The 22,064-nt window shown below is 72.5% G+C and carries 19 protein-coding genes; 3 read left to right on the plus strand and 16 right to left on the minus strand.

Features of this window, described 5'->3' with window-relative positions; translation table 11 throughout:
- Positions 1-47: 47 nt before the first annotated feature.
- Both AQI95_RS34755 and AQI95_RS47540 read left to right on the plus strand, forming a co-directional pair.
- Entirely contained in the window at positions 48-1,820 is a 1,773-nt protein-coding gene (locus AQI95_RS34755) for a carbamoyltransferase family protein (protein WP_067133482.1), read from the plus strand.
- Positions 1,821-1,973: 153 nt separating this feature from the next.
- Complete coding sequence (locus AQI95_RS47540; protein WP_159056627.1) at positions 1,974-2,129, plus strand: hypothetical protein; 156 nt, start codon at positions 1,974-1,976, stop codon at positions 2,127-2,129.
- A 61-nt stretch (positions 2,130-2,190) separates the two neighbouring features.
- Here AQI95_RS47540 and AQI95_RS34760 read toward each other — a convergent pair whose 3' ends face one another.
- The 14 genes from AQI95_RS34760 to AQI95_RS45455 all read right to left on the minus strand — a co-directional run bounded on the left by AQI95_RS34760 (position 2,191) and on the right by AQI95_RS45455 (position 18,778).
- Complete coding sequence (locus AQI95_RS34760) at positions 2,191-3,150, minus strand: MBL fold metallo-hydrolase (protein ID WP_079071717.1); 960 nt, start codon at positions 3,148-3,150, stop codon at positions 2,191-2,193.
- Positions 3,151-3,190: 40 nt separating this feature from the next.
- A complete protein-coding gene (locus tag AQI95_RS34765; protein WP_067133485.1) occupies positions 3,191-3,454 on the minus strand; it encodes an acyl carrier protein in 264 nt (87 codons plus the stop codon).
- Between the two features lie 60 nt (positions 3,455-3,514).
- On the minus strand, positions 3,515-4,777 hold the full coding sequence (locus tag AQI95_RS34770) for a beta-ketoacyl synthase N-terminal-like domain-containing protein (protein ID WP_079071718.1): 1,263 nt from the start codon (positions 4,775-4,777) through the stop codon (positions 3,515-3,517).
- Entirely contained in the window at positions 4,774-6,039 is a 1,266-nt protein-coding gene (locus AQI95_RS34775) for a beta-ketoacyl-[acyl-carrier-protein] synthase family protein (RefSeq protein ID WP_067133488.1), read from the minus strand. Before AQI95_RS34775 ends, AQI95_RS34770 begins: the two co-directional genes overlap by 4 nt.
- 59 nt (positions 6,040-6,098) lie before the next feature.
- Positions 6,099-6,857: a thioesterase II family protein gene (locus AQI95_RS34780; RefSeq protein ID WP_067133491.1), complete on the minus strand. Its 759-nt coding sequence runs from the start codon at positions 6,855-6,857 to the stop codon at positions 6,099-6,101.
- A 123-nt stretch (positions 6,858-6,980) separates the two neighbouring features.
- Entirely contained in the window at positions 6,981-7,802 is an 822-nt protein-coding gene (locus AQI95_RS34785; RefSeq protein WP_067133493.1) for an AfsR/SARP family transcriptional regulator, read from the minus strand.
- A 436-nt stretch (positions 7,803-8,238) separates the two neighbouring features.
- On the minus strand, positions 8,239-9,069 hold the full coding sequence (locus tag AQI95_RS34790; RefSeq protein ID WP_067133496.1) for a 4'-phosphopantetheinyl transferase family protein: 831 nt from the start codon (positions 9,067-9,069) through the stop codon (positions 8,239-8,241).
- 82 nt (positions 9,070-9,151) lie between these two features.
- Positions 9,152-9,889, minus strand: a complete 738-nt coding sequence (locus tag AQI95_RS34795) for an acyl carrier protein (RefSeq protein WP_067133499.1) — start codon at positions 9,887-9,889, stop codon at positions 9,152-9,154.
- 91 nt (positions 9,890-9,980) lie between these two features.
- Entirely contained in the window at positions 9,981-10,622 is a 642-nt protein-coding gene (locus tag AQI95_RS34800) for a ScbR family autoregulator-binding transcription factor (RefSeq protein ID WP_067133502.1), read from the minus strand.
- A gap of 73 nt (positions 10,623-10,695) precedes the next feature.
- Entirely contained in the window at positions 10,696-11,535 is an 840-nt protein-coding gene (locus AQI95_RS34805) for an AfsR/SARP family transcriptional regulator (RefSeq protein WP_067133505.1), read from the minus strand.
- 330 nt (positions 11,536-11,865) lie between these two features.
- Positions 11,866-15,180: a condensation domain-containing protein gene (locus AQI95_RS34810; RefSeq protein WP_159056628.1), complete on the minus strand. Its 3,315-nt coding sequence runs from the start codon at positions 15,178-15,180 to the stop codon at positions 11,866-11,868.
- A 988-nt stretch (positions 15,181-16,168) separates the two neighbouring features.
- Entirely contained in the window at positions 16,169-16,810 is a 642-nt protein-coding gene (locus AQI95_RS34820) for a ScbR family autoregulator-binding transcription factor (protein WP_067133513.1), read from the minus strand.
- 71 nt (positions 16,811-16,881) lie between these two features.
- Positions 16,882-18,465 carry an acyl-CoA carboxylase subunit beta gene (locus tag AQI95_RS34825; protein ID WP_067133517.1) on the minus strand — a complete coding sequence of 528 codons (1,584 nt, stop codon included), beginning with the start codon at positions 18,463-18,465 and terminating at the stop codon, positions 16,882-16,884.
- Between the two features lie 109 nt (positions 18,466-18,574).
- The gene (locus AQI95_RS45455) at positions 18,575-18,778 is read right to left on the minus strand and encodes an acyl-CoA carboxylase subunit epsilon (protein WP_107121841.1); all 204 of its coding nucleotides are present in this window, start codon (positions 18,776-18,778) and stop codon (positions 18,575-18,577) included.
- Positions 18,779-19,144: 366 nt separating this feature from the next.
- On the opposite strand from AQI95_RS45455, the gene AQI95_RS34830 reads away from it, so the two are divergent.
- Entirely contained in the window at positions 19,145-20,137 is a 993-nt protein-coding gene (locus AQI95_RS34830; RefSeq protein ID WP_067133519.1) for a ScbA/BarX family gamma-butyrolactone biosynthesis protein, read from the plus strand.
- A 185-nt stretch (positions 20,138-20,322) separates the two neighbouring features.
- On the opposite strand, the gene AQI95_RS34835 is transcribed toward AQI95_RS34830, so the two are convergent.
- Complete coding sequence (locus AQI95_RS34835; protein WP_067133521.1) at positions 20,323-20,967, minus strand: ScbR family autoregulator-binding transcription factor; 645 nt, start codon at positions 20,965-20,967, stop codon at positions 20,323-20,325.
- A 259-nt stretch (positions 20,968-21,226) separates the two neighbouring features.
- Positions 21,227-21,943 carry a haloacid dehalogenase-like hydrolase gene (locus AQI95_RS34840; protein WP_067133524.1) on the minus strand — a complete coding sequence of 239 codons (717 nt, stop codon included), beginning with the start codon at positions 21,941-21,943 and terminating at the stop codon, positions 21,227-21,229.
- Positions 21,944-22,064: the final 121 nt, after the last annotated feature.

Raw genomic sequence — 22,064 nt, forward strand, 5'->3', positions numbered from 1 at the left:
ACCCCGCCATGCTGCCGCCAACCGCCATACGCAAAGGATGGAAACCGATGATCGTACTGGGCCTGAGCGGTCTTCCCTACGCGCAGGATCACCTGCTCAAGAACACCACCGACCCGCACCCCCTGGACGAGCGCAACGTCCAGGGTCTGGACAGTGCGGCCTGTCTCGTCGTCGACGGCCGGGTAATCGCCGCGGCCGCCGAGGAGCGCTTCGACGGCGACAAGGGAACCGGACGGTTCCCCGCGAACGCCGTCGACTACGTCCTGCGCGAGGCCGGTATCGACAAGGACGACGTCCAGGCGATCGCGCACGGGTTCAACTACGACCGTCACCGGCGCCTTTTCGCGGGCTCACAGGACTACTTCGACGCCGTCCTGAGCAGCGCGACGATGCTGGAGTCGCTGCACGACGCGGGCTGGGGCAACGTTCAGGAGCGCTTCCACGCCGTGGACCACCACCTCGCCCACGCCGCGTCCGCCTACTACCCGAGCGGTTTCGCCTCCGCGTTGTGCATCGTCTCCGACGGCATGGGGGAAACGGAGTCCCTGTCGGTCTTCCGGGCGCGCGACGGGCACCTGGAGAAGCTGCACTCCCAGCCGATCTCCCAGTCCCTGGGCCTGCTGTACTCCATCTGCACCCGCTTTCTGGGCTTCGCGTCCAACTCCGACGAGTACAAGGTCATGGGCCTGGCCGCATACGGAGACCCGGTACCCTTCCGGGAGTTGTTCGACACACTCGTCACGTTCGACGACACCGACGGCGCCATCCAGGTCAACTGGCCGAGCGGCGCCCTCGGCAACCCGGAACTCGGGTATCCGAAGGCCATGCAGTACCTGGAGAGCGTCGCCTTCCCGTCGCCCGCCCAGAACGGCGAGGTCGTCACCGAGCAGGCCGACTTCGCCGCAGCCCTGCAGGCCCGCCTCACCGCCGTGCTCACCTCCCTCACGAACCACTGGCTGCGGCGCACCGGGGAGACCTCCCTGTGCCTGGCGGGCGGCACGTTCCTCAACTGCAAGGCCAACCAGGCCCTTTGCGACCTGCCGGCCGTCGAGCGCGCCTTCGTCCAGCCCGCCTCGGGCGACGACGGGACCGCGCTGGGAGCAGCCCTGCACATCACGCAGGAGCTGGGTGCCCCGTACGTCGGCCGGCCCGAAGGCTTCCAGCCTTACACGGGCCCGTCCTACACCACCGACGAGGTACGTCAGGCCCTGCAGGAGCGCTCCGAGCACGGCGGCATCGACTGGACGTACGTCGGCCTCGGCGACGACTACTACACAGCGGCCGCCCGGGACCTCGCCGAGGACCGGATCATCTCCTGGTTCCACGGCCGCATGGAGTTCGGCCCGCGCGCGCTGGGCAACCGGTCCATCCTCGGCCTTCCCAAGGGCGATCGGATCAAGGAACGCATCAACAGCCTGGTGAAGTTCCGCGAGCCGTTTCGCCCCTTCGCCCCGGCGGTCCTGGACGAGGACCGCGACCGGCTCTTCGAGACCCGAGCCTTCGCACCCACCCGCTACATGCTGTGCACCGCCCGCGTGCGCGAGGACCAGCGCGCCGCCGTGGCCGGAATCGTCCACGCGGACGGATCCGCCCGCATCCAGGACGTCCGCGAGGAGTACAACCCCGGCTTCTGGGCGCTGCTGAAAGCGGTCAAGAGGCAGACCGGCACGGGCTGTGTCGTCAACACCTCCTTCAATGTCAAGGGTCAGCCGCTCATCATGGATCCCCGCACCGCGATCGACACCTTCCTGCGCACGTCCCTGGACCGTCTCTACATCGAGGGCTTCATCGTCCAGAAGGCCGCCACCAGCACCTCCTGACCCGCAGCGGCACCGGCACCGGCACCGGCACCGGCACCGGCACCGAGGACGGAAACGGCAGCTGCCGTTTCCGTCCGCCCGAAATCCCTTCCGATTCGATGCCGCCTCGACAAGACTCGGACGCGATACCGAGTGATTTTCGAGGAGCCCACCATGTTCCGTGCCAGAGCCGCTCTCCGTACCGGCCTCATCCTCGCCGCGGTCGCCTGCCTCCCGGTCCTGGTCGTCCAGGCCTCTTCGGCCGGCGCACCCGCGCACTCGGGCGGCACCGCCGTGGCCATCGCCAGCGGCTCCATGGTGTGGGACTGACCTCATGATCTGGGACTGAACGATCTGGGACCGACCCGGGAAGCGGGCGCACCCGCCGCGCTCAGGCCCGGCAGAGCGGCAGGCCGCCGTGGTGGGCGGCCATCTCGCGGAACAGGGCGGGGATGTCCAGCGGGTCGCCGGGCGCCGCGCCGAGCGCCTCGGCGTAGGCGCGGTGCAGATTGGGCACGAGGCGCTCGGCGTCGAGCAGGTCCGCGTACGGACCCGGTCCGGCCTCCCGCACGGTCTGCAGCGGGGTGAGGCCGGCCGCGATGCCGTCGGCCGCGAGGCGCTGGAGCCGACGCAGATAGGCCTCGTTGACGTCGAGCAGCTCCGGGCCGCCGACCGGGCCGTGCCCGGGCACGACGGTGACGGCGTCCAGCGCGCGCAGCCGCGCGAGGGCCTCGATCGAGCCGGACACGGACCCCATCGGGCAGAACGGCGTGACGCCGGACATCACCAGGTCGCCGGCGAACACGACCCGTTGCTCGGGCAGCCACACGGCGGTGTCACCGGTGGTGTGGGCGGGTCCCGGATGCAGCAGCCGGGCCTGCCGGGCACCCACGTGGAGGGTCATCCGGTCCCGGTAGGTGACGCCGGGCACGACGATCTCCAGATCACCCCAGCACACGTCGGGCCACAGGCCTGTCAGATGTGTCCCGGCCGCGGCGGCCTCCTCGCGGGCCCGCTCGTGGCCGACGACGAGGGCCTCGGGGAACACGAAGTTGCCGAAGGTGTGGTCGCCGTGGAAGTGCGTGTTGACGACCCACCGCGGCGGCCGTCCCGCCAGGCTCAGGACATGCTCCCTGAGCCTGCGGGCCCGCGCCTCGGTGGCCACGGTGTCGATCAGGAGGCACTCGCCGTCCGCCACGAGGAGCCCGGCGTTGTTCAGGCACCAGCCGCCGTCGGGCTGCACATAGGCGTGGACGCCGTCGGCGACCTCGCTGAACCGGCCTGCGGTGGGGTCGTGGTCCGGCGCGGCGGCGCCCGCCGGCGGCCGCGGACCCGGCGACGCGCTTGTCACGGTGGACTCCTCGGTGGATCGGCTCACGTGGGCGGGCGGGTCAGGCCGCGGCGCGCGCGGCCAGTGCCCCGTTGACGAGGTCGAGGTACTGGCGCGGTGTCTGCGCCTCGGCCAGCGCCTCCTCGTCGAGCAGCACGTCGTGGTCGCGCTCGATGACGCCGGTGACCTGCAGCAGCGCCAGGGAGTCGTAGCCCAGGTCCAGGAACGAGGTGTCCAGCGTGCCCTCGTCCAGCACGGCCCCCTCGTCGTCGCCCGCGGCCTCGCGCAGCAGGTCGGCGAGTACGGTCAGCTCGAGCCGTTCCATGGTGTTCCTCATCTCTCGGTCGCGTCACCTGAAGTCGTGCGGGTCTCAGCGGTACGTGCCTCAGCTCGCGCCGCGCACGACCGTCGCCGCGTTGAAGCCGCCGCGGCCCCTGGCCAGGACCAGGGCGTGGCGCAGCCGGGCCGGGCGCGGCGCACCGGTCACCAGGTCCACGGGGCAGTCGTCGGCGACCCGCACGGCGCCGGACGTCGGCGGGATCACCTGCTCGCGCAGGGCGCACAGGGCGGCCGCCAGGTCGAGCGCGGAACCGCCCGAACCCAGGCGCCCGGTCAGTGACTTGGGCGCGGTGACCGCCACCCCGTACGGGCCGAACAGCTCGGCGAGCGCCGCGGCCTCGGCCCGGTCGGCGTCCCGCTCGCCGGCCGCGTCGGCGAACACCACGTCCACGTCGGCGGGGTCGATCCGGGCGTCGGCGAGGGCGAGCCGGGCCGCGGCGATCAGGCGCGGGGCGCCGGTGCCGGGTGCCGGGTCGAACGTGGCGGCGCAGCCCTCGACGGTGCCGAGCACGGTGGCGCCGCGGGCGTAGGCCACATCGGCGTCCTCCAGCACGAGCAGGGCGCCGCCCTCACCGGCCACATGTCCCGACGCGTCGGCGTCGAACGGCAGATAGGCGCGATCGGCGTCGCCCCGGGTGCTCATGCCGCCCGCGGCCAGCTGTGCGGTCCAGCCCCACGGGCACAGGGCGGAGTCGAAACCGCCGGTGAGGACGGCGCACACGCCCGTGCGCAGCCGGCGGCGGGCCTGTGCCACGGCGTCCAGGCCGCCCGCCTGCTCGCTGACGACGACACCGCTCGGCCCGCGCAGGCCGTGCCGGATGGAGATCTGGCCGGAGTTGGCGGCGTAGAACCAGGCGAAGGACTGGTAGGCGCCGACGTGCCGGCGGCCCTTGCTCCACAGCGCCTGCAGTTCGCGCTGGCCGAACTCGAAGCCGCCCGTGGAGTTGGCGGTGACGACGCCCATGGCGTAGTCGGGCAGGCTCTGCGGATCCAGGTGCGCGTCGCCGAGCGCCTCGGCGGCAGCGGCCAGCGAGAGCCGCGTCACCCGGTCCGTCTGCGGCAGCAGCTTCGCCGGTACGTGGTCCTCGTCGACGAAGCCCGCGACCTCGCCGGCGAGCGTCGCCGGGTAGCCGGAGGCGTCGAAGCGGGTGACGGGAGCGATGACCGGCTCGCCGCGCAGCGTCGTCTCCCACCAGGTCCGCACGCCGATGCCGCCGGGGGCGACGACGCCGAGCCCGGTGACGGCCGCCCGCACGCCGAGCGCGGGCCGCTGTGCCGGGGCGCTGGGCGCGACTGTCACGGCGGTCATGCGGCCACCCCCAGGTGCCGGGTGGTGAGGACCATCGCGCTCTGGAACCCGCCGAAGCCGCTGCCGACGCTGAGCACGGTGTCGGTGCGCTGCTCGCGCGCGGTCAGCGGTGTGTAGTCGAGGTCGCAGGCCGGGTCGGGTTCGTGCAGGTTGGCGGTGGGCGGCACCGTGTCGTGGGCGATGGCCAGCGCGCTGGCGGCGATCTCCAGTGCGCCGATCGCGCCGAGCGAGTGCCCGATCATCGACTTGATGGAGCTGACCGGCACCCGGTGCGCGTGCGGGCCGAGGCTCGCCTTGAAGGCGGCCGTCTCGTGCTTGTCGTTCTGCTTGGTGCCCGAGCCGTGGGCGTTGACGTAGTCGACGTGGGTGGCGTCCAGGCGGGCCTCGTCGAGGGCGAGCCGGATGGCCTCGGCCATCTCGCCGCCGTCCAGGCGCAGTCCGGTCATGTGGTACGCGTTGGAGCGGGTGGCGAATCCACCGACCTCGGCGTAGATGCGGGCGCCGCGCCGCACCGCGCGGTCGTGCTCCTCCAGGACGAGCACCGCGCTGCCCTCGCCGAGCACGAACCCGTCGCGGGTGCGGTCGTAGGGGCGGGACGCGGTGCCGGGTTCGTCGTTGCGTGCCGAGGTGGCGCGGATCGCGTCGAACGAGGCGAGGGTGATGGGGGTGATGGGTGCCTCCGAGCCGCCCGCCAGCATGATGTCGGCGCTGCCCTCTCGGATCAGCTCGACGGCGTGGCCGAGCGCGTCGAGCCCGGAGGTGCAGCCGGTGGAGACGACGGCGACCGGCCCCAACGCGCCGCGATCGCGGGCCACTTCGGCCGCGACCGAGCTGGGCACGAGGTAGTCGCCGAGCCGGGCCTCGGCCCGCGCGTGGTCCAGCAGCCACCGGCTGCCCGACTCGCTGACGTGCGCGTAGACCTCGTCGAGGCCGCTGCTGCAGCCGACCGCGGTGCCCAGCGTCACCCCGGTGCGCTCCCCCTCCGCTCCGAGTGCGAGCCCGCTGTCCGCGACGGCCTCGCGGGCCGCGACCAGGGCGAACTGTGCGACGCGGTCCAGGCGGCGCGCCTCGTTCGGGGCGAAGCCGTGCTCGGCCGGGTCGAAGTCGGCCTCGGCGGCGATCCGCGAGCGGAACGAGGAGGCGTCGAAGAGGGTGATGCGGCGGGTGGCGCTTCGCCCCTCGGTCAGCAGTGACCAGAATTGCGCGGTGCCCACGCCGCCCGGCGCGACCACCCCGATCCCGGTGATGACGACTCGTCTCATCGGTTGCCCCTCATGTCAGTCGACTCCTGTGCTGTTGCTGGGCCGGGCGGATCCGGCGGTCAGCGGCCGGCCGGGACGGGCGCGAGGCGCCGCACGACCCGGCTCGCCCGTCCGACCAGACGCGGCAGCTCGCGGCCTCGTACGAAGAAGTGGTCGCCCGGCACCGTGCGCAGCGCGAAGGGGCCGGTGGTCCAGTGCCGCCACCGGGCCATCGACTCGGCCGGGGCCAGCGGGTCGCTGCCGCCCGCGACGGCCAGCATCGGCACGTCGAGCGGGCCGAGGGGCGACGGGCGGCGGGCGGCGGCGCGCAGGGCCTCGGCGAGCAGCAGATCGTCGCGGAGCACGGGCATCACCAGCCGGTGCCACAGTCCGCCGGGCTCCGCACCCCCCGGAAGGTCTCCGAGGCCACCGAGGTGGCGCAGCAGCTCCTCGTCCGAGGCCCGGCATTCGTTCGTCAGGGCCAGGGCCGCGTCGGGCGGCGGGCAGGCGCCGACGACGAGCAGTGCGGGGCCGCGCCGTCCTGCTTCGCGCAGGGCCCGGGTGAGCGTGTAGGCCACCAGGGCGCCGAGGCTGTGTCCGTAGATCAGGTACGGGGCGGATCCGGCGTCGCCGTCCTCGGTGAAGTGGCCCATCACGTCGGCGAGCAGGGCCTCGCGTCCGGTGACGCGCGGCTCGCGGCGCCGGCTGTCGCGGCCGGGCAGCAGATGCAGCTCGGTCCGTGTGCCGGGGCCGAGGGCGCGGTTCCAGCCCGCGAAGGAGGAGACGCCCGCCCCGGCGTGGGCGAAGCAGTGGACCCGCAGGGGTCGTTCGTCGGGCATACGGCGTCCTCCTCGGGAATCGTGCGGAACGCACCGGTGACAGCCGCCGGGACTGCGCGGGCTCGGCTCGCCGGGACTCGTCGTCCGCGAGACTGACAGGCGCGTCTCGAAGGGTGCTCGGGCTCAGGCCGCGTACAGGTTGAAGGTGGAGCCGCGGCGCGCTCCGCCGATGACGTCGAGGGCCGGGTCGACGGCGAGCATCGCCTGGTGCAGGCGCTGCAGCTGCGGCGAGGGCTCGACGCCGAGTTCCTCGACGAGCCTGAGGCGCAGCTTGCGGTAGACGTCGAGGGCGGTGGCCTGGCGCCCCGAGCGGTACAGGGCCACCATCGCCTGCGAGTGCAGCCCCTCGTGATGGGGGTGACGGGCCACCAGGTCGGTGAGTTCCGCTATCAGCTCGGTGTGCCGGCCGAGGCGCAGGTCGGCGTCGATACGGCGCTCGACGGTGACGAGGCGGCTCTCCTCCAGGCGCATCACCTCGATCTCCAGGATCGGCCCGGTGCTCACGTCCACCAGGGCGGTGCCCTCCCACATGGCGAGCGCGTCGCGGAACTGCGCCGCGGCCCGTTCGTCGTCGCCCTGCTCGAACGACGCCTGCCCCGAGGCGGCCCGCTGCTCGTACAGATGCACGTCGACGCACTCGGGGGGCACCTGCAGCAGATAGCCGCCGTGCCGGGTGGCGAGGATCTCCTTGGCGCCGCCGGGGGCGTCGGGGCCCATCGCGGTGCCGAGGCGCCTGCGCAGCTGCAGGATGTACGTCTGCAGCGTGGTCATCGCGCTGCGGGGCATGCTGCTGCCCCAGATCTCCTCCATGAGCGTGGGCACGGGTACGACCCGGCCCGGATAGAACGACAACAGCGCGAGGATCTGCCTCGGCTTGCCGGCGGTCGGAACGATGGACACCCCGTTGACGTCGGCGCTCAACGGGCCCAGAACCTGGATCTTCACGGCTACCTCCCCATACCCGGTCGAGTCCGCGGTGGCGCGAAACCACCGGCGCGTCTGCACGGTAGCCGCGTTCCGTGATCCGCCTCCGGTATCTCGACCGTCGCTCAAGTGCCGCTCCAATAAGATCAATTGACTGTGCGGTGGCATGCCCGCCGGATCGGTGGGTGGCACGCGAGGATCGGCGCGGGTCGCCGCCGGTACGGCGCCGGCACGAGGGTGGCGCGGCGGTGGCACACGCGTGGCGCGACGGAGCGGCCGGCCGCGTGGGCCGGCTCGGATGCGGGCGGGCGTCGGCGGGCGGCCGGGCGGCCCTTGGGGACCGGGAAAGGGCCGTGCGGGGCGCTCCACGGGGGTGCGCACAGCGCACCGGCAGACGGCCATGAGCCCGCCCGGAACGCATCCGGGCGGGCTCATGGACCTAGGGGACCTAGGGGACCTAGACGGGTGCTCCCACCGGCTGCGGCAGGGACAGCCGTCGGGGTTCCTGCCGGTTCCAGGGGAAGCCGTGGTGCAGGTCCAGTTCGGCCTCCTCGTCGGGGCCCGTCATGACGGCGACGGCGACGAGCACGCCGGGCTCGGGCTCCAGCTCCGTGAAGCGCCACAGCCCCGGGAGTTCGTCGTCGGGCGGCCGGAAGGCGAGCACGCCGCGGTCCGTCGCGAGCGTGAACGCGAAGGAGTCGAAGGGCAGTCCGAGGCCGAGGCCGCGTCCCTTGGCGTACGCCTCCTTCAGCGTCCACAGCCGCAGGGTCCTGCGGTCGCGGTCCCGGCCCCGGGCGGCCTCGGTCACCCAGGCGATCTCCTCGGGCGCGAAGCTCTCCACGATCGAGTCCAGGCCCCGGTCGTCGCGGTCGAGCCGTTCCACGTCGACGCCGATGCGATGGCGGCGCACCACGCCGAGCAGGTTGTACCCGTCGGCGTGCGACAGGTTGAAGTCCAGCTCCCGGCCGCCGCGCGGCAGCCCTTCCACGGGCTTGCGCAGGAACGGCCTGCCCCGCGAGGAGCGCCAGAGCACGGCCTCCGCCTCGGGGATGCCGCTCTCCAGGGCCAGGACCCGGCGCACGAGCGCGTGGGCGACCAGGTACTGGCGCCGGTCGCGGTCGAACAGGAAGCGCCCGGCGGTCTGCTGCTCCTGATCGTCCAGCCAGTGCGTCGCGAGAACGGCGGCGAGCCCGGGGGCGAGTGCTTCGTTGGGGCAGAACCACAGCTTGACGGGCGCCATGGTGCGCGGCGCCCGCTCGGCCAGGCTCCCCGGTGCGGGAGAGGTCATGCGGCCGGCTCTCTCCCGCGGCCGTGGACGCCGCCCTTGATTCGTATGCGTATGTCGTCGCGGTCCATGTCCGTCCGCCGTCTCAGTCCTGTCGGGGCAGCAGGGTGAGGGCCTGGTCCACGGTGACCCGGCCGTCGCGCACCGCGTCGAGCAGTTCCTCCAGCGGCATCGGCCCGTCGGCCTGGGCCCGCAGCACGGCGGCCGGGTCGGGGCCCACGGGCAGCTGTGCGCTGATGTGGGAGGCCAGCGCCGTGAGGTTCGGGTGGTCGTACAGCACACCCGAGCGCTCGTGCAGCCCGTACACGAGGTTGACGACGGAGACGAACTCCGCGGCCAGCCCGGTGTCCACACCGAGGGTGGAGAAGGACGCGTCGGCGTCGATGTCCCACGGGTCGCAGCACAGGATGCGGGCGATCTCCTCGCGCAGGACGTCCAGGACGGGCGGTGCGGGCACGGAGACAGGGGGCGCGAGCATCGCGGACGTCTGCGCGGGCGGCATCGCCGCGGGGGCGGGCGTGGGTGTCGCGCCGACCGGGGCCGCCCCCGTCTCGACCGCCACGTACCGGGCGAAGTCCTGCGGTGTGGGGTGGTCGATGAGCGTGGCGGGCTTGATCGCGGTGCCGTAGTACGCGTTGACGGTGGCCACGTACTCCACGGAGAGCAGCGAGTCGACCCCGCACGTGCGGAACGTCTGTTCGGGGTCGATCTTCTCGGGCCGAAGACCCAGTACGTCGGCGAGCATGCGCACGACCTGGGTGAGCACGTCGGCGTCGGGGGCGGAGGACGCCGTTGTGAGGGAAATCTGTCGTTCACCGGGCATGGTGGGGCTCCAATGGTCCTGAGTGTGGTGAGGGCCGTGCCCTCGTCGGCTGCGCTGTGCGGATGCGGCCGTCACGCGAAAGGCGCGCGGATCACGCGGCTTCGGCCAGGTCGCCGAGTACGTCAGGTGCGTGGGTGCGGTACCGGGCCGCCTCGTCCTGCGGTACGAGCACGGTGAGCAGGAGATCCCACGAGGCGGCGAGCCGCTGGTTGAGTTCCTCGGCCGGCAGCGCCTTGGCCACGGCGGCGAGCCCGCACACCATCGCCCACAGCAGTGTCGCCGCTCCCTCGCCCCGGCCGGCGGCCCGCAGCGCGTCCGCCTCGCCGGCCCGCCGGAGCAGCCGTAGCACCTCGCGGTCCCACGCCCGGTAGAAGTCGGTGACCGGGGGTTCCCGGTCGGCGCACTCGTGCGCGATCCGCAGTCCGGCGCCGACCATCGGATCCTCGCGCAGCGCGCGGGACAGCCAGTGCGTCATGTCGATGAGCACCTGCACGGGCGGGGCGCCGGACTCCTCCCGCCTGCGCAGGAATTCGACGAGCCGCGCGCTGCCTTCCTGCTGCACCGCGTCGGCGAGTACTTCCTTGGACGCGAAGTGGAAGTACAGCGCCCCCTTCGTCAGGCCCGTGTCCGCCGCGATCCGCCCCAGGGTGGCGCTGGCGTATCCGTGCTCGTTGAACTGGCGCGCGCCCGCCTGGATCAGTTTGCGCCGGGTCCGTTCCGATCTGGCCTGCATCGCCGTTCACCTCTCCCGATTTCCGATTCCCGATTCCCGATGTCTGAGGGCCCGTGGACCGCCGATACGGCCGTCAGCCCACCCGGGTCAGCCGCTCGCGATCGGTCGCGGCCTGCTGTCCGTTCGCGATGCCGGGCTCAGGGTGGGCCATGAGCATCGACTGCTGGAGTCGGCGCACACTGGCGGACGGCTCAAGTCCCATTTCCCGTACGAGAGTCGCCCGCAGCCGCTGGTACACGTCGAGCGCCTCGCTGCGGCGCCCCGAGCGGTACAGCGCGAGCATGAACTGGGCGTGCAGGTTCTCGTGCGTGCGGTAGCGGCTGACCAGGACGGTGAGTTCGCCGAGCAGTTCCCGGTGCCGGCCGATGCGCAGATCGGCCTCGATGCGCTGGTCGAGCGCGCACAGCCGGGTCTCCTCCAGACGCCTGGCCTGCATCGCCAGCTGCGGCCCGGCGTGTACGTCGGCGAGTGCGGAGTCGCTCCACAGGGCGAGGGCTTCGCCCAGTTCGCGGGCCGCGCGGGGGAAGTCGCCCGCGTCCATGGCCCGGTAGCCGAGCCCGGAGAGCCGTTCGAACTCGCGGACGTCGCTGGTGCCGCCGAAGGTGTGGAGCACATAGCCGCCCGGAGCGGTGGCGAGCACGTCCTTGGGCGTGCGCGGCAAGGTGCCCTCCGGGTCCTGCTCCAGGGCCTTCGCGATCATCTCGCGCAGTTGGAGTATGTAGGTCTGCAGGGTGGTCCGCGCGCTGCGCGGCGGCCGGTCGCCCCAGAGTTCCTCGACGAGCGAGGCGATCGGCACGACGTGGTCCGCGTGCAGGGCCAGCAGGGCCAGCACCTGTCGCGGCTTCGGCGCCCGCGGCGTCACCGAGACGTCGTTCTCCCTGACGGCCAACGTGCCCAGTACTTCGATGTCCACGCCGTTTCCCCCTCTTGGTGCAAGAGTCATCCATCGCCCAAGGCCGCATCCAGAGCCACGTCTCGGTGACTTGAGTTAAAAACAGGACACGCGGTTTGTCAATATCAAACCGACCCGGCCGTTTTATATAGCGAGCGTGTACCCGCTGGCGTTGCGCAGAAACAAGAGGGCGCGAAAGGGGAAGAAGCGGGGCATAAGCTTCGGCAGCCGCAGAGGACTTGGCACGTCCGTCACTTCAAAGCCGCACGAAAACAGCCGGGACGGTCTGTCAAGGTGTCGGTCCGTGGGGAGAGCCGCTCACGGAACCGAGACGAACCGCACTCGAGTTCCTCACAAGTGGCCGTGGTGCGGGCTTCCGGAATCCTTCGAGCCGGGCCGCCGGGCGGCTTCCGCCAGCAGCCGGGCCAGATCGCCCACCGCCTGCTCGGTACCGGTGTCGGCCGTCAGCACGACCGTCGCGGGGCGGCACCCGTCCGCCGCGAGGAGACGGGCCGTCTCGTAGGCGGCGGCTCCCCCGCCCGAGAAGGCGACGAGCAGCAGCCGCCGTCCCGCGTCGGCCAGCGAGCGCAGCACCGTGTGCCAGGCTCGGGACCCCTTCGGCGTCAGGCACAGCAGGATCACCGTCTCCGGCCCCACGTACTGCAGGGACAGCCGGGCGTACCAGGACCGGGGGACGCCCGGTGACGGCACCAGGCAGATGACACCTTCCGTTCCCTGACGCAGGGTCATGAAGGACGGCCGGGCGGCCGCCGTGACCGACAACTCGTCGAGGAGTTCGGCGATGGGCGTCGTCTCGTCGGCCTCGTAGGGCAGTTCACGCAGCAGGTCGGCGCAGTCGGCGAGCAGTCCGGTGCCGTCCGCGAGGCGGGCGCGGTCGTGGATCACGGACAGCACCAGGCCGCCGGCCTCGTCGCGGTGGGCGACGAGCGTGACCGGGAAGGCGTTCGCGGCGCCCGTCGTCTCGGGGAAGTCGATGCGGATGCCGTGCGCGGCGAACTGGGGCTCGAGCCGCTGCAGCGGGTCCAGCCCGCTCTCGAAGACGAGCAGGCTCTCGGCGGTGCGCTCGGGCCCGGCGGGTCCGTTCGGCACCGCGCCGGTCCAGCCGTGGATCTGACCGGCCGAGACCCACTCGTACGACGACAGGTCGATGGCCTGGTCGCGCAGGGCGGCCAGCAGGTCGGGCACCGTGGCCGTGGGGTCGACCTCGACCGAGACGGGCAGCGGATTGCGCAGGGCACCGGGCAGGCGCTCCACGCCCTCCAGCGGGATGCCCCGCCCGGAGACCGCGACACTGAACCGCACCGGCATCGAGCCGTCCGCCCCGGTGGCCCGGTACAGCAGCAGCGCCCAGGCGGCCTGCAGGGCCCCGCACTCGGTGGCGCCCCACCGGGCGGCCCACGCGTCGAGGCGGGCGGCCTCGGAGGAGGTGAGCCGCACCCGCGCCCGCCCGGTACCCGTCCCGCGGGCGACGGGCGAGGCGGTGGCGTAGGCCGACACCGACGCCGCGATCGCGGGCCGGGGCGCGGACCGCTGCCAGTAGTCCCGCGCGGGGGCGAGGTCCTGGGCCTCGATCCAGTGCGCGTAGTCGCGTACGTCGGGCCGCCGGTCGCCGCCCGGCAGCGCGCCGTCCGTCAGATAGGCGCGGCAGAACTCCGCCACGAGCAGGCGCACGCTCCAGGTGTCGAGCAGCGCCAGGTGGTAGGTGAGCAGCACCCGCGTGGTCCGCGCACTCGTGCCGTCGTGCCGCGGACCCTCCAGCAGCGTGATCCGCAGCGGTCCCGGGGAGCGCGGATCGAGCCCGCGCCGCCGGTCGCCGACCAGGGCGTCGGGGCGGTCGGCACCCGGGTGCGGCATCCGCACCACCTGCGGCACGACCCGGTCGTGGATGGTGATCGCGGGGTCGGGACCGTGGTCGAAGGCGGCCCGCAGCACGGCTTCCCGGTCGAAGACGGACTGCCATGCCGCCGTGAACCGGGCGATGTCCAGCGGCCCGTGCCAGACCCAGCTGAGCTGCTCGATCTGCCGTCCGGTCCCGGGATGCGCGTCGGCGTCGGCCAGGATCTCGCGCTGCAGCGGGCTGGCCGCGACGCTGCTGGTGGTGGCGGGCAGCACGCTCGTGCTCCCGGCGAGTTCGTCCAGGACCTCCTCCAGGACGGCCAGGAGCCGGCCGGCGGAGTCCTCGGTGACGCCGTCGCGGGCGGCGGGCAGCCAGTCGAGCCGGACGCACAGCCGGCCGCCGCGTACGCGCGCGTCGGCGTCCAGCGCGTACGCGGTGGCGGTCCGCTGCGAGGGCTCGACCGCGCGGACGTCGGCGTCCGGGGTGAAACGCACCAGGACCGGCACGGGTTCGCGCAGTGCGAGCCGGAGCGCCGCATCGGGCGCGTGCTCGCGGCACGCGCCGAACGCGCCGCGGCCCACGTCGGCGAGGCTCGCGGCGACCCGGTCGATGAACTGACGCGCGCTCTCCTCGCGCCCGCCGTCCAGCAGCACGGGCTCGGTCTCGACGAGCGGTCCGACCGTCCGGGCGAGCGCCGGGCCGCCCTGGCGTCCGTCGACGCACACGTCGAAGGAGGCGCGCTCGGTGCCGCGCCACCGGATCAGGGCCAACCCCATGGCGCCGGTGAGCAGTTGGGCCGGGGTGAGGCCGAAGCGGCGGGGCACGGCACCGGTCAGCCGCCGGGTGGCGGCACGGCCCAGGGCGAAGCCGGCGTGGTGGTGCGGGGCGACGTCCGGCAGCGGGGCGCGGGGGCGCAGCGCGCGGGTGGCGGCGCGGCCCTCGGCGACGGTGCGCCAGCGCTCGGTCTCCCGGAGGTCGGTGGCCACCGCGGGCAGCGCCGCGGCCCAGTCCGGGTACTGCACGTCCTCGACCGCCAGTTCCTCCTCCGGCCGGGCCAGCGCGGCCCGCAGGTCGGCCATGAGGATGTCCGACGACACCTCGTCGGCGACGAGTTCGTGGGCCACCAGCACGAGCCTGCGGCGCCTGCGCAGCAGCAGGGCGCACAGCGTGCTGCCGGTGGCGGGGTCCAGGCGGCGGGCCGCGTCGGCGACGGCCTCCCGCTCCCGGGCGCGCGGGACGTCACCGAGGTCCGCGCACTCGAGCGCGTACACGAGCGGCATCGCGTGCAGGCCACCGCCCGTCGTGGTGTCGATCCGGGCACCGAGCAGCGGATGGGCCCTGACCAGGGCCCGCAGGGCGGTGTCCACCGCGGCCGGGTCCAGCGGCTCGGCCGCGTTCAGTGCCCGCACGGGGTGGTTGCCCGGGGCGTCCTCGGCCCGCCGGACCAGGTCGAGCTGGGCCGGTGCGAGCGGCACGGTCGGCCGGTCGTGGGCGGTGAGCAGGTCCGCGACGAGACCGGCCGGGAAGGCGTCGGGGTACTCGTGCGGGCCGCCGGGGGAGGCGGCGGTGCCCGGCTCGACGTGCAGCAGGTGATGGTCGGGTCCGAGCCGTCGCAGTGTGTGGCGCCATGGCCGACCGCCGGGGTTGCGGGTGGCGGCGTGGTCGAGCGCCGCCGCCACGCGGCCGACGCCGAGCGGGCCCCGGATCTCCAGCACGGGCGGGACGTCGTAGGGCGGCCGTCCGGGGGCGACGACGACGGTCATCGACGCATCGGTGCGGCGCTCGGCGGTGGCACGGCCGTCGGTCATCGGCATTCCGGGGCGAGGCCCCTCCCCCTCCTACCCTGCGAAAACTCTTCGGAGCGAAACGGTTTCTCCCTGCTCAGCACGGTAGCGCTGCGCGGGCGAGGCGCCCGATTCCTCCAGCGTCCCTGGAGCGCCCCCCCAACAGCGCTCAGCCGCACGCCCCGTCGACGGGGCGGATCCGGCCACCTTGTGGTCGCCTCGGGTACGGCCGGGTCGGTAGGGGCCGACGAAGCCGACCGGACGAGGAGGCGAGGGGCTGGGGCGAGGAGCCGGGACGAGGAGCCGGGACGAGGAGCCGGGACGAGGAGCCCGGTGAGCGGCCGGGCGAACCGCCCGGCGAGGAGCCCGGTGAAGGACCAGGCGAACGGCCCGGCGAGGAACGGGGCGAAGGACCGGGTGAGGGGCCCGGTGAAGGACCGGTTGAGGAGCCCGGTGAAGGACCGGTTGAACGGCCCAGCCAAGAACCAGGCGAGGGAGCAGGCCAGGGGCCGGGCGTGGGGCCGGGCGAACGGCCCGGTGAGGGGCCTGGTGAGCGGCCGGGTGAAGGACCGGGCGAACGGCCCAGTGAGGAACCGGGCAAGGGGCCAGGTCAGGAACCGGGCAAGCGACCAGGCGAACGGCCCGGCCAGGGACCGGGCGAGAGACCAGGCGAGGGACCAGGTGAGAGGCCGGGCGAAGGGCCCGGCGAACGGCCCGGCGACGAACTGGGCGAAGGACCAGGCGAACGGCCCGGTGAACGGCCCGGTGAAGGACCGGGCGAGGGACCATGTCAGGGACCAGGTGAGGGACCATGTCAGGGGCCAGGTGAGCGGCCCGGCTGGCGGCCCGGTGAGGGACCGATGCTTCGGAGGACGGCCATGACCTCGGCGCCGACGCCCCGGGGGGCTACGGCGTCAGTGGTGTGTTCGGCCTCGCGCGCCGTGTCGGGCGCGCGGACGATCCCGCCCGTGGCGGACGACACGCCCGCCGGCTCCGCGACGCCGTGCGCCGCTCACGCCTCCTCGGCCTCGGAGCGCCTGCCCTCGTGCGCTTCGGGCAGGGCGGAGGCCAGGACCTGCTCGGTGGCGATGCCGGGCAGCAGCAGCTCCCAGAATCCGGCGATCCGCCGCTCGGCGAGCCACTGCGGATCGACCCCGGCGAGCACCTCCAGACCCACGGTCACCGCCACGATCGCCGCCGCGGTGTCGTCCGGCGAGACGCCGGGCGCCAGTTGGCCTTCGGCCTCGGCGCCCAGCAGCGCCTGCTCGACCCACTCGTGCCAGGTGCGCAGCAGCCGGGCCTCGGGGCCGAGGGCGCGTTCGGCGCTGAGCTGGAAGCCGGCCCGGACGACGATGTCGTCCAGGAGGCTGTCCACCAGCCCGCACGTCGTGTCGACGAGTGCCTGCAGCGCGCTCGCGCCGGTGCGGTCCGCTCTCCGGACGAGCCCGCGGACCGCGTCGGCGGCCTCGTCCTCGACCGCCTGGGCGAGCGCCCTCTTGTTCTCGAAGTGGAAGTGCAGCGCCCCGTTGCTGACACCTGCCCGTTTGCTGATCGTCCCGAGCGACGAAGGCACATAGCCCTCTTCCGCGAACACCGCGGCTGCGGCATGGATCAGCGACTTCCTTGTGCGCAGCGCACGTTCCTGCATGGCCATTCAAGGTCTCCTGCGGCCGACGACGGACGACGAGGCATGACCGCCGTGGTGATGCGTGCCGGGGGCGTGGGTCATTGGGGCGGGTTGCCGTGTTTGCGGGAGGGCAGGTCGGCGTGTTTCGTGCGCAGCATCGCCAGGGAACGGATGAGCACCTCGCGGGTCTCGGCCGGGTCGATGACGTCGTCCACCAGGCCGCGCTCGGCCGCGTAGTACGGATGCATCAGCTCGGCCTTGTACTCCTTGACCATCTTCTGACGCATGGCCTCGGGGTCTTCGGCCGCGGCGATCTGCCGGCGGAAGATGACGTTCGCGGCGCCCTCGGCGCCCATCACCGCGATCTCGTTGGTCGGCCAGGCGTAGGTGAGGTCGGCGCCGATCGACTGGGAGTCCATGACGATGTACGCACCTCCGTACGCCTTGCGCAGGATCAGCGAGATCCTCGGCACGGTCGCGTTGCAGTACGCGTACAGCAGCTTCGCACCGTGGCGGATGATCCCGCCGTGCTCCTGGTCGACCCCGGGCAGGAAGCCCGGCACGTCGAGGAGCGTCACGATCGGGATGTTGAAGGCGTCGCAGAGCTGGACGAACCGCGCCGCCTTCTGGGAGGCCTCGATGTCCAACACCCCTGCCAGGACCAGCGGTTGGCTCGCCACGATGCCGACCACACGCCCGTCCAGGCGGCCCAGGGCGCAGATGATGTTGCGCGCCCACCACTCGTGGACCTCCAGGTACTCGCCGTCGTCGACGATCTCCTCGACGACCTTGGCCATGTCGTACGGCCGGTTGCCGTCCACCGGGACCAGGTCGAGCAGCGTCTCGCCGCGCCGGTCGGCCGGATCGGCGCACACCACCTGCGGCGCGGGCTCGCGGTTGTTCTGCGGGAGCAGGGAGAGGAGGTAGCGCACCTCCGCGATGCAGGTCTCCTCGTCGTCGTACGCGAAGTGGCACACACCGCTGGTCTCGGCGTGCACGTCGGCGCCGCCCAGACCGTTCTGGGTGATCTCCTCGCCGGTGACCGCCTTGACCACGTCAGGTCCCGTGATGAACATCTGCGAGGTCTCGCGGACCATGAACACGAAGTCCGTCAGGGCGGGGCTGTAGGCCGCGCCGCCCGCGCACGGGCCGAGCATCACGCTGATCTGCGGGATGACACCGGACGCCTTGGCATTGCGCTGGAAGATGCCGCCGTAGCCGGCCAGCGCGCTGACGCCCTCCTGGATCCGGGCGCCCGCGCCGTCGTTCAGCGACACGAGAGGCGCACCGGCCGCGATGGCCATGTCCATGATCTTGTGGATCTTCGTCGCGTGGGCCTCGCCCAGCGCGCCGCCGAAGATCCGGAAGTCGTGCGCGTAGACGAAGACCGTACGGCCCTCCACCGTGCCCCAACCGGTGATCACACCGTCGGTGTACGGCTTCTTCGCCTCCAGGCCGAAACCCTGGGCGCGGTGCCGACGCAGCTGCTCGACCTCCTGGAAGGACCCGGGGTCGAGGAGCAGCTCGATCCGCTCCCGCGCCGTCAGCTTGCCCTTCGCGTGCTGAGCCTCGGTCGCCTTCTCGCTGGGGCCGCGCTGGGCCTGCTCACGCAGGGAGTGCAGCGCCGCCGCTCTCGCGCGCGCCTCGTTCGGCTCCACACCGGCCGAAGAGGGATCCGTCATCTCGCCCCCTTCCTCTCGTCGCTGCGGATGCCATGTGCACCGACCACCCGCCCAATCTAACAAACCGCTTATGCGGTTTAGCTATCCTAGACCAGAAAACACCGCCTGATCAGCGCCAACTGAGCGGGGCCCGGTAGGAGGGCCTCCCCTGATGCCACCAGCCCCGCACCGCGGGGGGCGCTGGGCTGGGCTCCTGCCGTTCCGCACGACTGGCGAGGATCGACAGCAATGCGCAGACGGCGGCCAGTTCCTCCTCGTCGGCGCCGCCACGCTCCACACGGACCACCACATCGGTGCTCGCCCGACTGCTCACCCGACCCCCTCTCCTTCGACTTGCCCTCACGATCCGCCGGACCACTCGAGAAACGCTTCAGCGACAGGTGAGGCCGAGGCGAACGCGGAGGGCTCCACACCCCGTCATCTCCGCGCGGAGCCCCGGAGCGGCCGACCGGGACACTCGAGGGCGGCTCCAGATCGGCTCGAAGCAGCCCTCGGCGAAGGGAGTGCCTCGGATCCGCCCCCACCTCGGCATCTGTGTCTGGAACAAACCGCTCCACATGTGATGGCAGCCGGAGTGCGCCCTACCTCTAGAAACTAAACCGGGTGGTATGTATCTTTGTGATCCGAGCGACCACACAGATGGTCTTTCACGCCAACGCGGCTCAGGGGGATGCCAGAGATGTCTGCCAGCACTTTCGTCATGGACCACCCGATACCCGGCACGCTGCCCGCCCGAGGTGGCACCGCAGCGCCGTCGCACATCAGGGTCCCGCACTACCCGGCACTGACCACCACAGTCCCGAAGGAGTACGTCCACCGCGCCGGCATCGCCGAGGTGATGCTCACCGGCTGGGAGCGCGTGGACGACAGTCACTTCACCGTGTCCGCCCAGCTGCCCCGACGGCACGGCTTCTTCGCCACGATCGACGACTGCCATGACCCGCTCCTCATCGCGGAAACGATCCGCCAGGCCGGGATCCTGCTGTCGCACGCGGAGTTCGGGGTCCCGCTCGACCACCAGTTCCTCATGTGGGACATGAGGGTCGACATGGAGCCGGAGCACATGCGCGTCGAGGCCTCCCCGGCATCCCTCGACATCTCGATCGCCTGCACGGACATCAAGCGCCGGGGATCGAACCTCGCGGGACTGCACTACGAGGCCGTGATCCGCCGCGACGGGAGGGTCGCCGCGACCGGGTCCGCCACGTACACCTGTGTCTCGCCGAGCGTCTACCGGCGCCTGCGGGCCGCCCGGACCGCGGACGGCGCCTCCCCGCCGCTTCCGCTGACCAGCCCGATCGCCCCGCACGAGGTCGGACGCCTCTCCCCCACGGACGTCGTCCTGTCCCCCGTGCCGGAGCCGGACTGCTGGCAGCTGCGGGTGGACACCCGGCATCCCGTGCTCTTCGACCATCCCGTCGACCATGTGCCGGGCATGGTGCTGCTGGAGGCCGCCCGCCAGACAGCGGCCGCACTGCTGGGGCGCGCCTGCCTGCCGATCGGCATCACCAGCGAATTCGCCCGCTACGCGGAGCTGGACACGCCCTGCCTCATCGCGGCGCATGCCCTGCCCCCGCAGGCGGACGGCACGGAGCGCGTGATCGTGACCGGCCGTCAGGACGGTGAACCCGTCTTCACCTCCACGGTGACCGTGGCGCCCGTCGTGCGCTGAGCGGCGGTCGTCCGCCGGCACCGGGAACGGTGTGCACGCCGGCACTGCGCGGACGTCCCACGGCGCCACGGCATCCGCCGTGGCGCCGGTTCCGCGAGGGCCTCTGAAGCGCTGGTGACCGGCATCGGCTGCGCCACGGGGCGGGGGCCGCTCGGCCGGCCGGTGGGAGGTCTCGGCCGCCCGCGTCAGGCCGAGGCGGGCACGAGGCCCGCCTCACGGACCAGGCGGGCACCGCGGTCCTCGGCCACGTCCAGGCGCATCAGGACCGCGGGAGAGGCGATGGAGGGCAGCAGGTGCTGCATGAGAACCGAGACCCGGTGCTCCACGTCCGCCAGATTGGTCTCCAACTGGGCGTAGAGCTGCACGCCGTTGAACGCGCTGACCACCAGCTCGGCGACCTCACGCGGCACCACGTGCGACAGGGTCTCCCCACGTCGGTGGGACTCGGCCACGATCTCCGTCAGTACGTCGACCCACAGCGGCCAGGCGCTGCCGTAATGGCCCCGGCCGATGGGGTCCGCGGAGAGCCGGGCGCCGGCCCGCAGGACCGGATCGTGCACCAGCCGGTGCGCGACCGTCATGGTCACGTCCACCACCTCCTGGAGCTTGATCTCCTGCTCCGGCACCCGCCCGTCCGCCTGGATCTCCAGGACACCCCGGGCGAGCGCTTCCTTGGAGTCGAAGTGGAAGTAGAGCGCGCCCTTGGTGACACCGGCGGTCTTGAGGATGTCGGCGATCGTCGCCGCCGTGTACCCGTGCTCCGCGAAGACCGTTGCGGCCGCCTCCAGCACGGCACGGCGGGTCCTGACCGCTCGCTCTTGCTGGGCCACTGGACCTCCTCCTTGTCAACCGCACTCCGCTGCAGGGCACGGATCAGCAAATGAAAAAAACCGCGTAGAAGGTACCTTACCCATTGAGAGCGCGACCACACCAGAGTTGCCGGTGCTTTCGCCCCTCTTCCCTGCGGGTTCGCCCGTTCTCCCCTCAGGGCCGTGGCACGCGGACTCGGTCATGAACAGCCCTGGAGCAGGCAAAATGATCCGGAGCGCTGGTTTCCGCTCCTGGTCGTGGGCCGGGCACCCGGCCGGCTCAGGTGGTCGCGTGCACACGCTCACCGGCGTGTGCGGCCGTCGCCGGACACCTGCCGGCGGCGGCCTCGGCGTCGACGACCCCCAGCAGCCTCTCGTCGATCTCGTCGAGGGACCCCACGATGTGCCGCACTCCCGCCCGGCCCATCCACTGCCGCTGGAAGCTGTGCTCGTAGCTGGTCGGATGCCCGATGAACGCCGCTCCCAGGTCCTGGGCGGCCTCGCCCACGCGCGCCACGTCGTCGATGAACAGCGTCTGGTCGCAGCGGAGCGAGAAGACGTCCTCGGCGATCTCCCGGACCCCGGGGCGGAAGCTGTCGGTGCACACGTACCCGGGCCCGTCGAAGTACGCGGCGAGCGGGGCCAGATAGCGGTCGAAGTGGGGGCGTGCGAGCCCGCCGTAGCACACCAGGGACGCCCCGGTGGCGCGGAGCCGCTCCAGCAGCGCGCGGGCGCCGTCGAGCACCCGCACCGGGTGCTCCCTGAGGTACTCGTCGCGCTCCACGAAGTACGCCGAGACGACCTCCTCGGGCGTGCCCGGCACGCCCATCGCCGCGGCGGCCCGCAGCTGGGTCTGCGAGAGCACCGCCCGCTCCAGTTCGGCGGTGTAGACGCCGCCGCGACGGACCACGAACCGGTGGATGACGGGGCTGAAGGTGTCGTTCAACAGCACTCCGTCGATGTTCACCGCAATCAGACGTACCTGCCGAAAGGCCATGGGACCGCCTCGCGTCGAGCGTACGAACACCGGGTGCGGCGTCCGACGATGCCGGGTGATGTCGGGTGATGCGCTGCGCCGATCAATCGTCCGCAGAACATCACGGCAACACTAAACCGGA

It is taken from the genome of Streptomyces yokosukanensis (assembly GCF_001514035.1).
GTDB classification, from domain to species: Bacteria; Actinomycetota; Actinomycetes; order Streptomycetales; family Streptomycetaceae; genus Streptomyces; species Streptomyces yokosukanensis.

Bases quoted from the DNA above. Each gene is read 5' to 3' on its own strand.
- AQI95_RS34755 (WP_067133482.1), top strand. From the start codon at position 48: ATGATCGTACTGGGCCTGAGCGGTCTTCCCTACGCGCAGGATCACCTG.
- AQI95_RS47540 (WP_159056627.1), top strand. From the start codon at position 1,974: ATGTTCCGTGCCAGAGCCGCTCTCCGTACCGGCCTCATCCTCGCCGCG.
- AQI95_RS34765 (WP_067133485.1), bottom strand. From the start codon at position 3,454: ATGGAACGGCTCGAGCTGACCGTACTCGCCGACCTGCTGCGCGAGGCC.
- AQI95_RS34770 (WP_079071718.1), bottom strand. From the start codon at position 4,777: ATGACCGCCGTGACAGTCGCGCCCAGCGCCCCGGCACAGCGGCCCGCG.
- AQI95_RS34775 (WP_067133488.1), bottom strand. From the start codon at position 6,039: ATGAGACGAGTCGTCATCACCGGGATCGGGGTGGTCGCGCCGGGCGGC.
- AQI95_RS34780 (WP_067133491.1), bottom strand. From the start codon at position 6,857: ATGCCCGACGAACGACCCCTGCGGGTCCACTGCTTCGCCCACGCCGGG.
- AQI95_RS34790 (WP_067133496.1), bottom strand. From the start codon at position 9,069: ATGACCTCTCCCGCACCGGGGAGCCTGGCCGAGCGGGCGCCGCGCACC.
- AQI95_RS34795 (WP_067133499.1), bottom strand. From the start codon at position 9,889: ATGCCCGGTGAACGACAGATTTCCCTCACAACGGCGTCCTCCGCCCCC.
- AQI95_RS34800 (WP_067133502.1), bottom strand. From the start codon at position 10,622: ATGCAGGCCAGATCGGAACGGACCCGGCGCAAACTGATCCAGGCGGGC.
- AQI95_RS34810 (WP_159056628.1), bottom strand. From the start codon at position 15,180: ATGACCGACGGCCGTGCCACCGCCGAGCGCCGCACCGATGCGTCGATG.
- AQI95_RS34820 (WP_067133513.1), bottom strand. From the start codon at position 16,810: ATGGCCATGCAGGAACGTGCGCTGCGCACAAGGAAGTCGCTGATCCAT.
- AQI95_RS34825 (WP_067133517.1), bottom strand. From the start codon at position 18,465: ATGACGGATCCCTCTTCGGCCGGTGTGGAGCCGAACGAGGCGCGCGCG.
- AQI95_RS34830 (WP_067133519.1), top strand. From the start codon at position 19,145: ATGTCTGCCAGCACTTTCGTCATGGACCACCCGATACCCGGCACGCTG.
- AQI95_RS34840 (WP_067133524.1), bottom strand. From the start codon at position 21,943: ATGGCCTTTCGGCAGGTACGTCTGATTGCGGTGAACATCGACGGAGTG.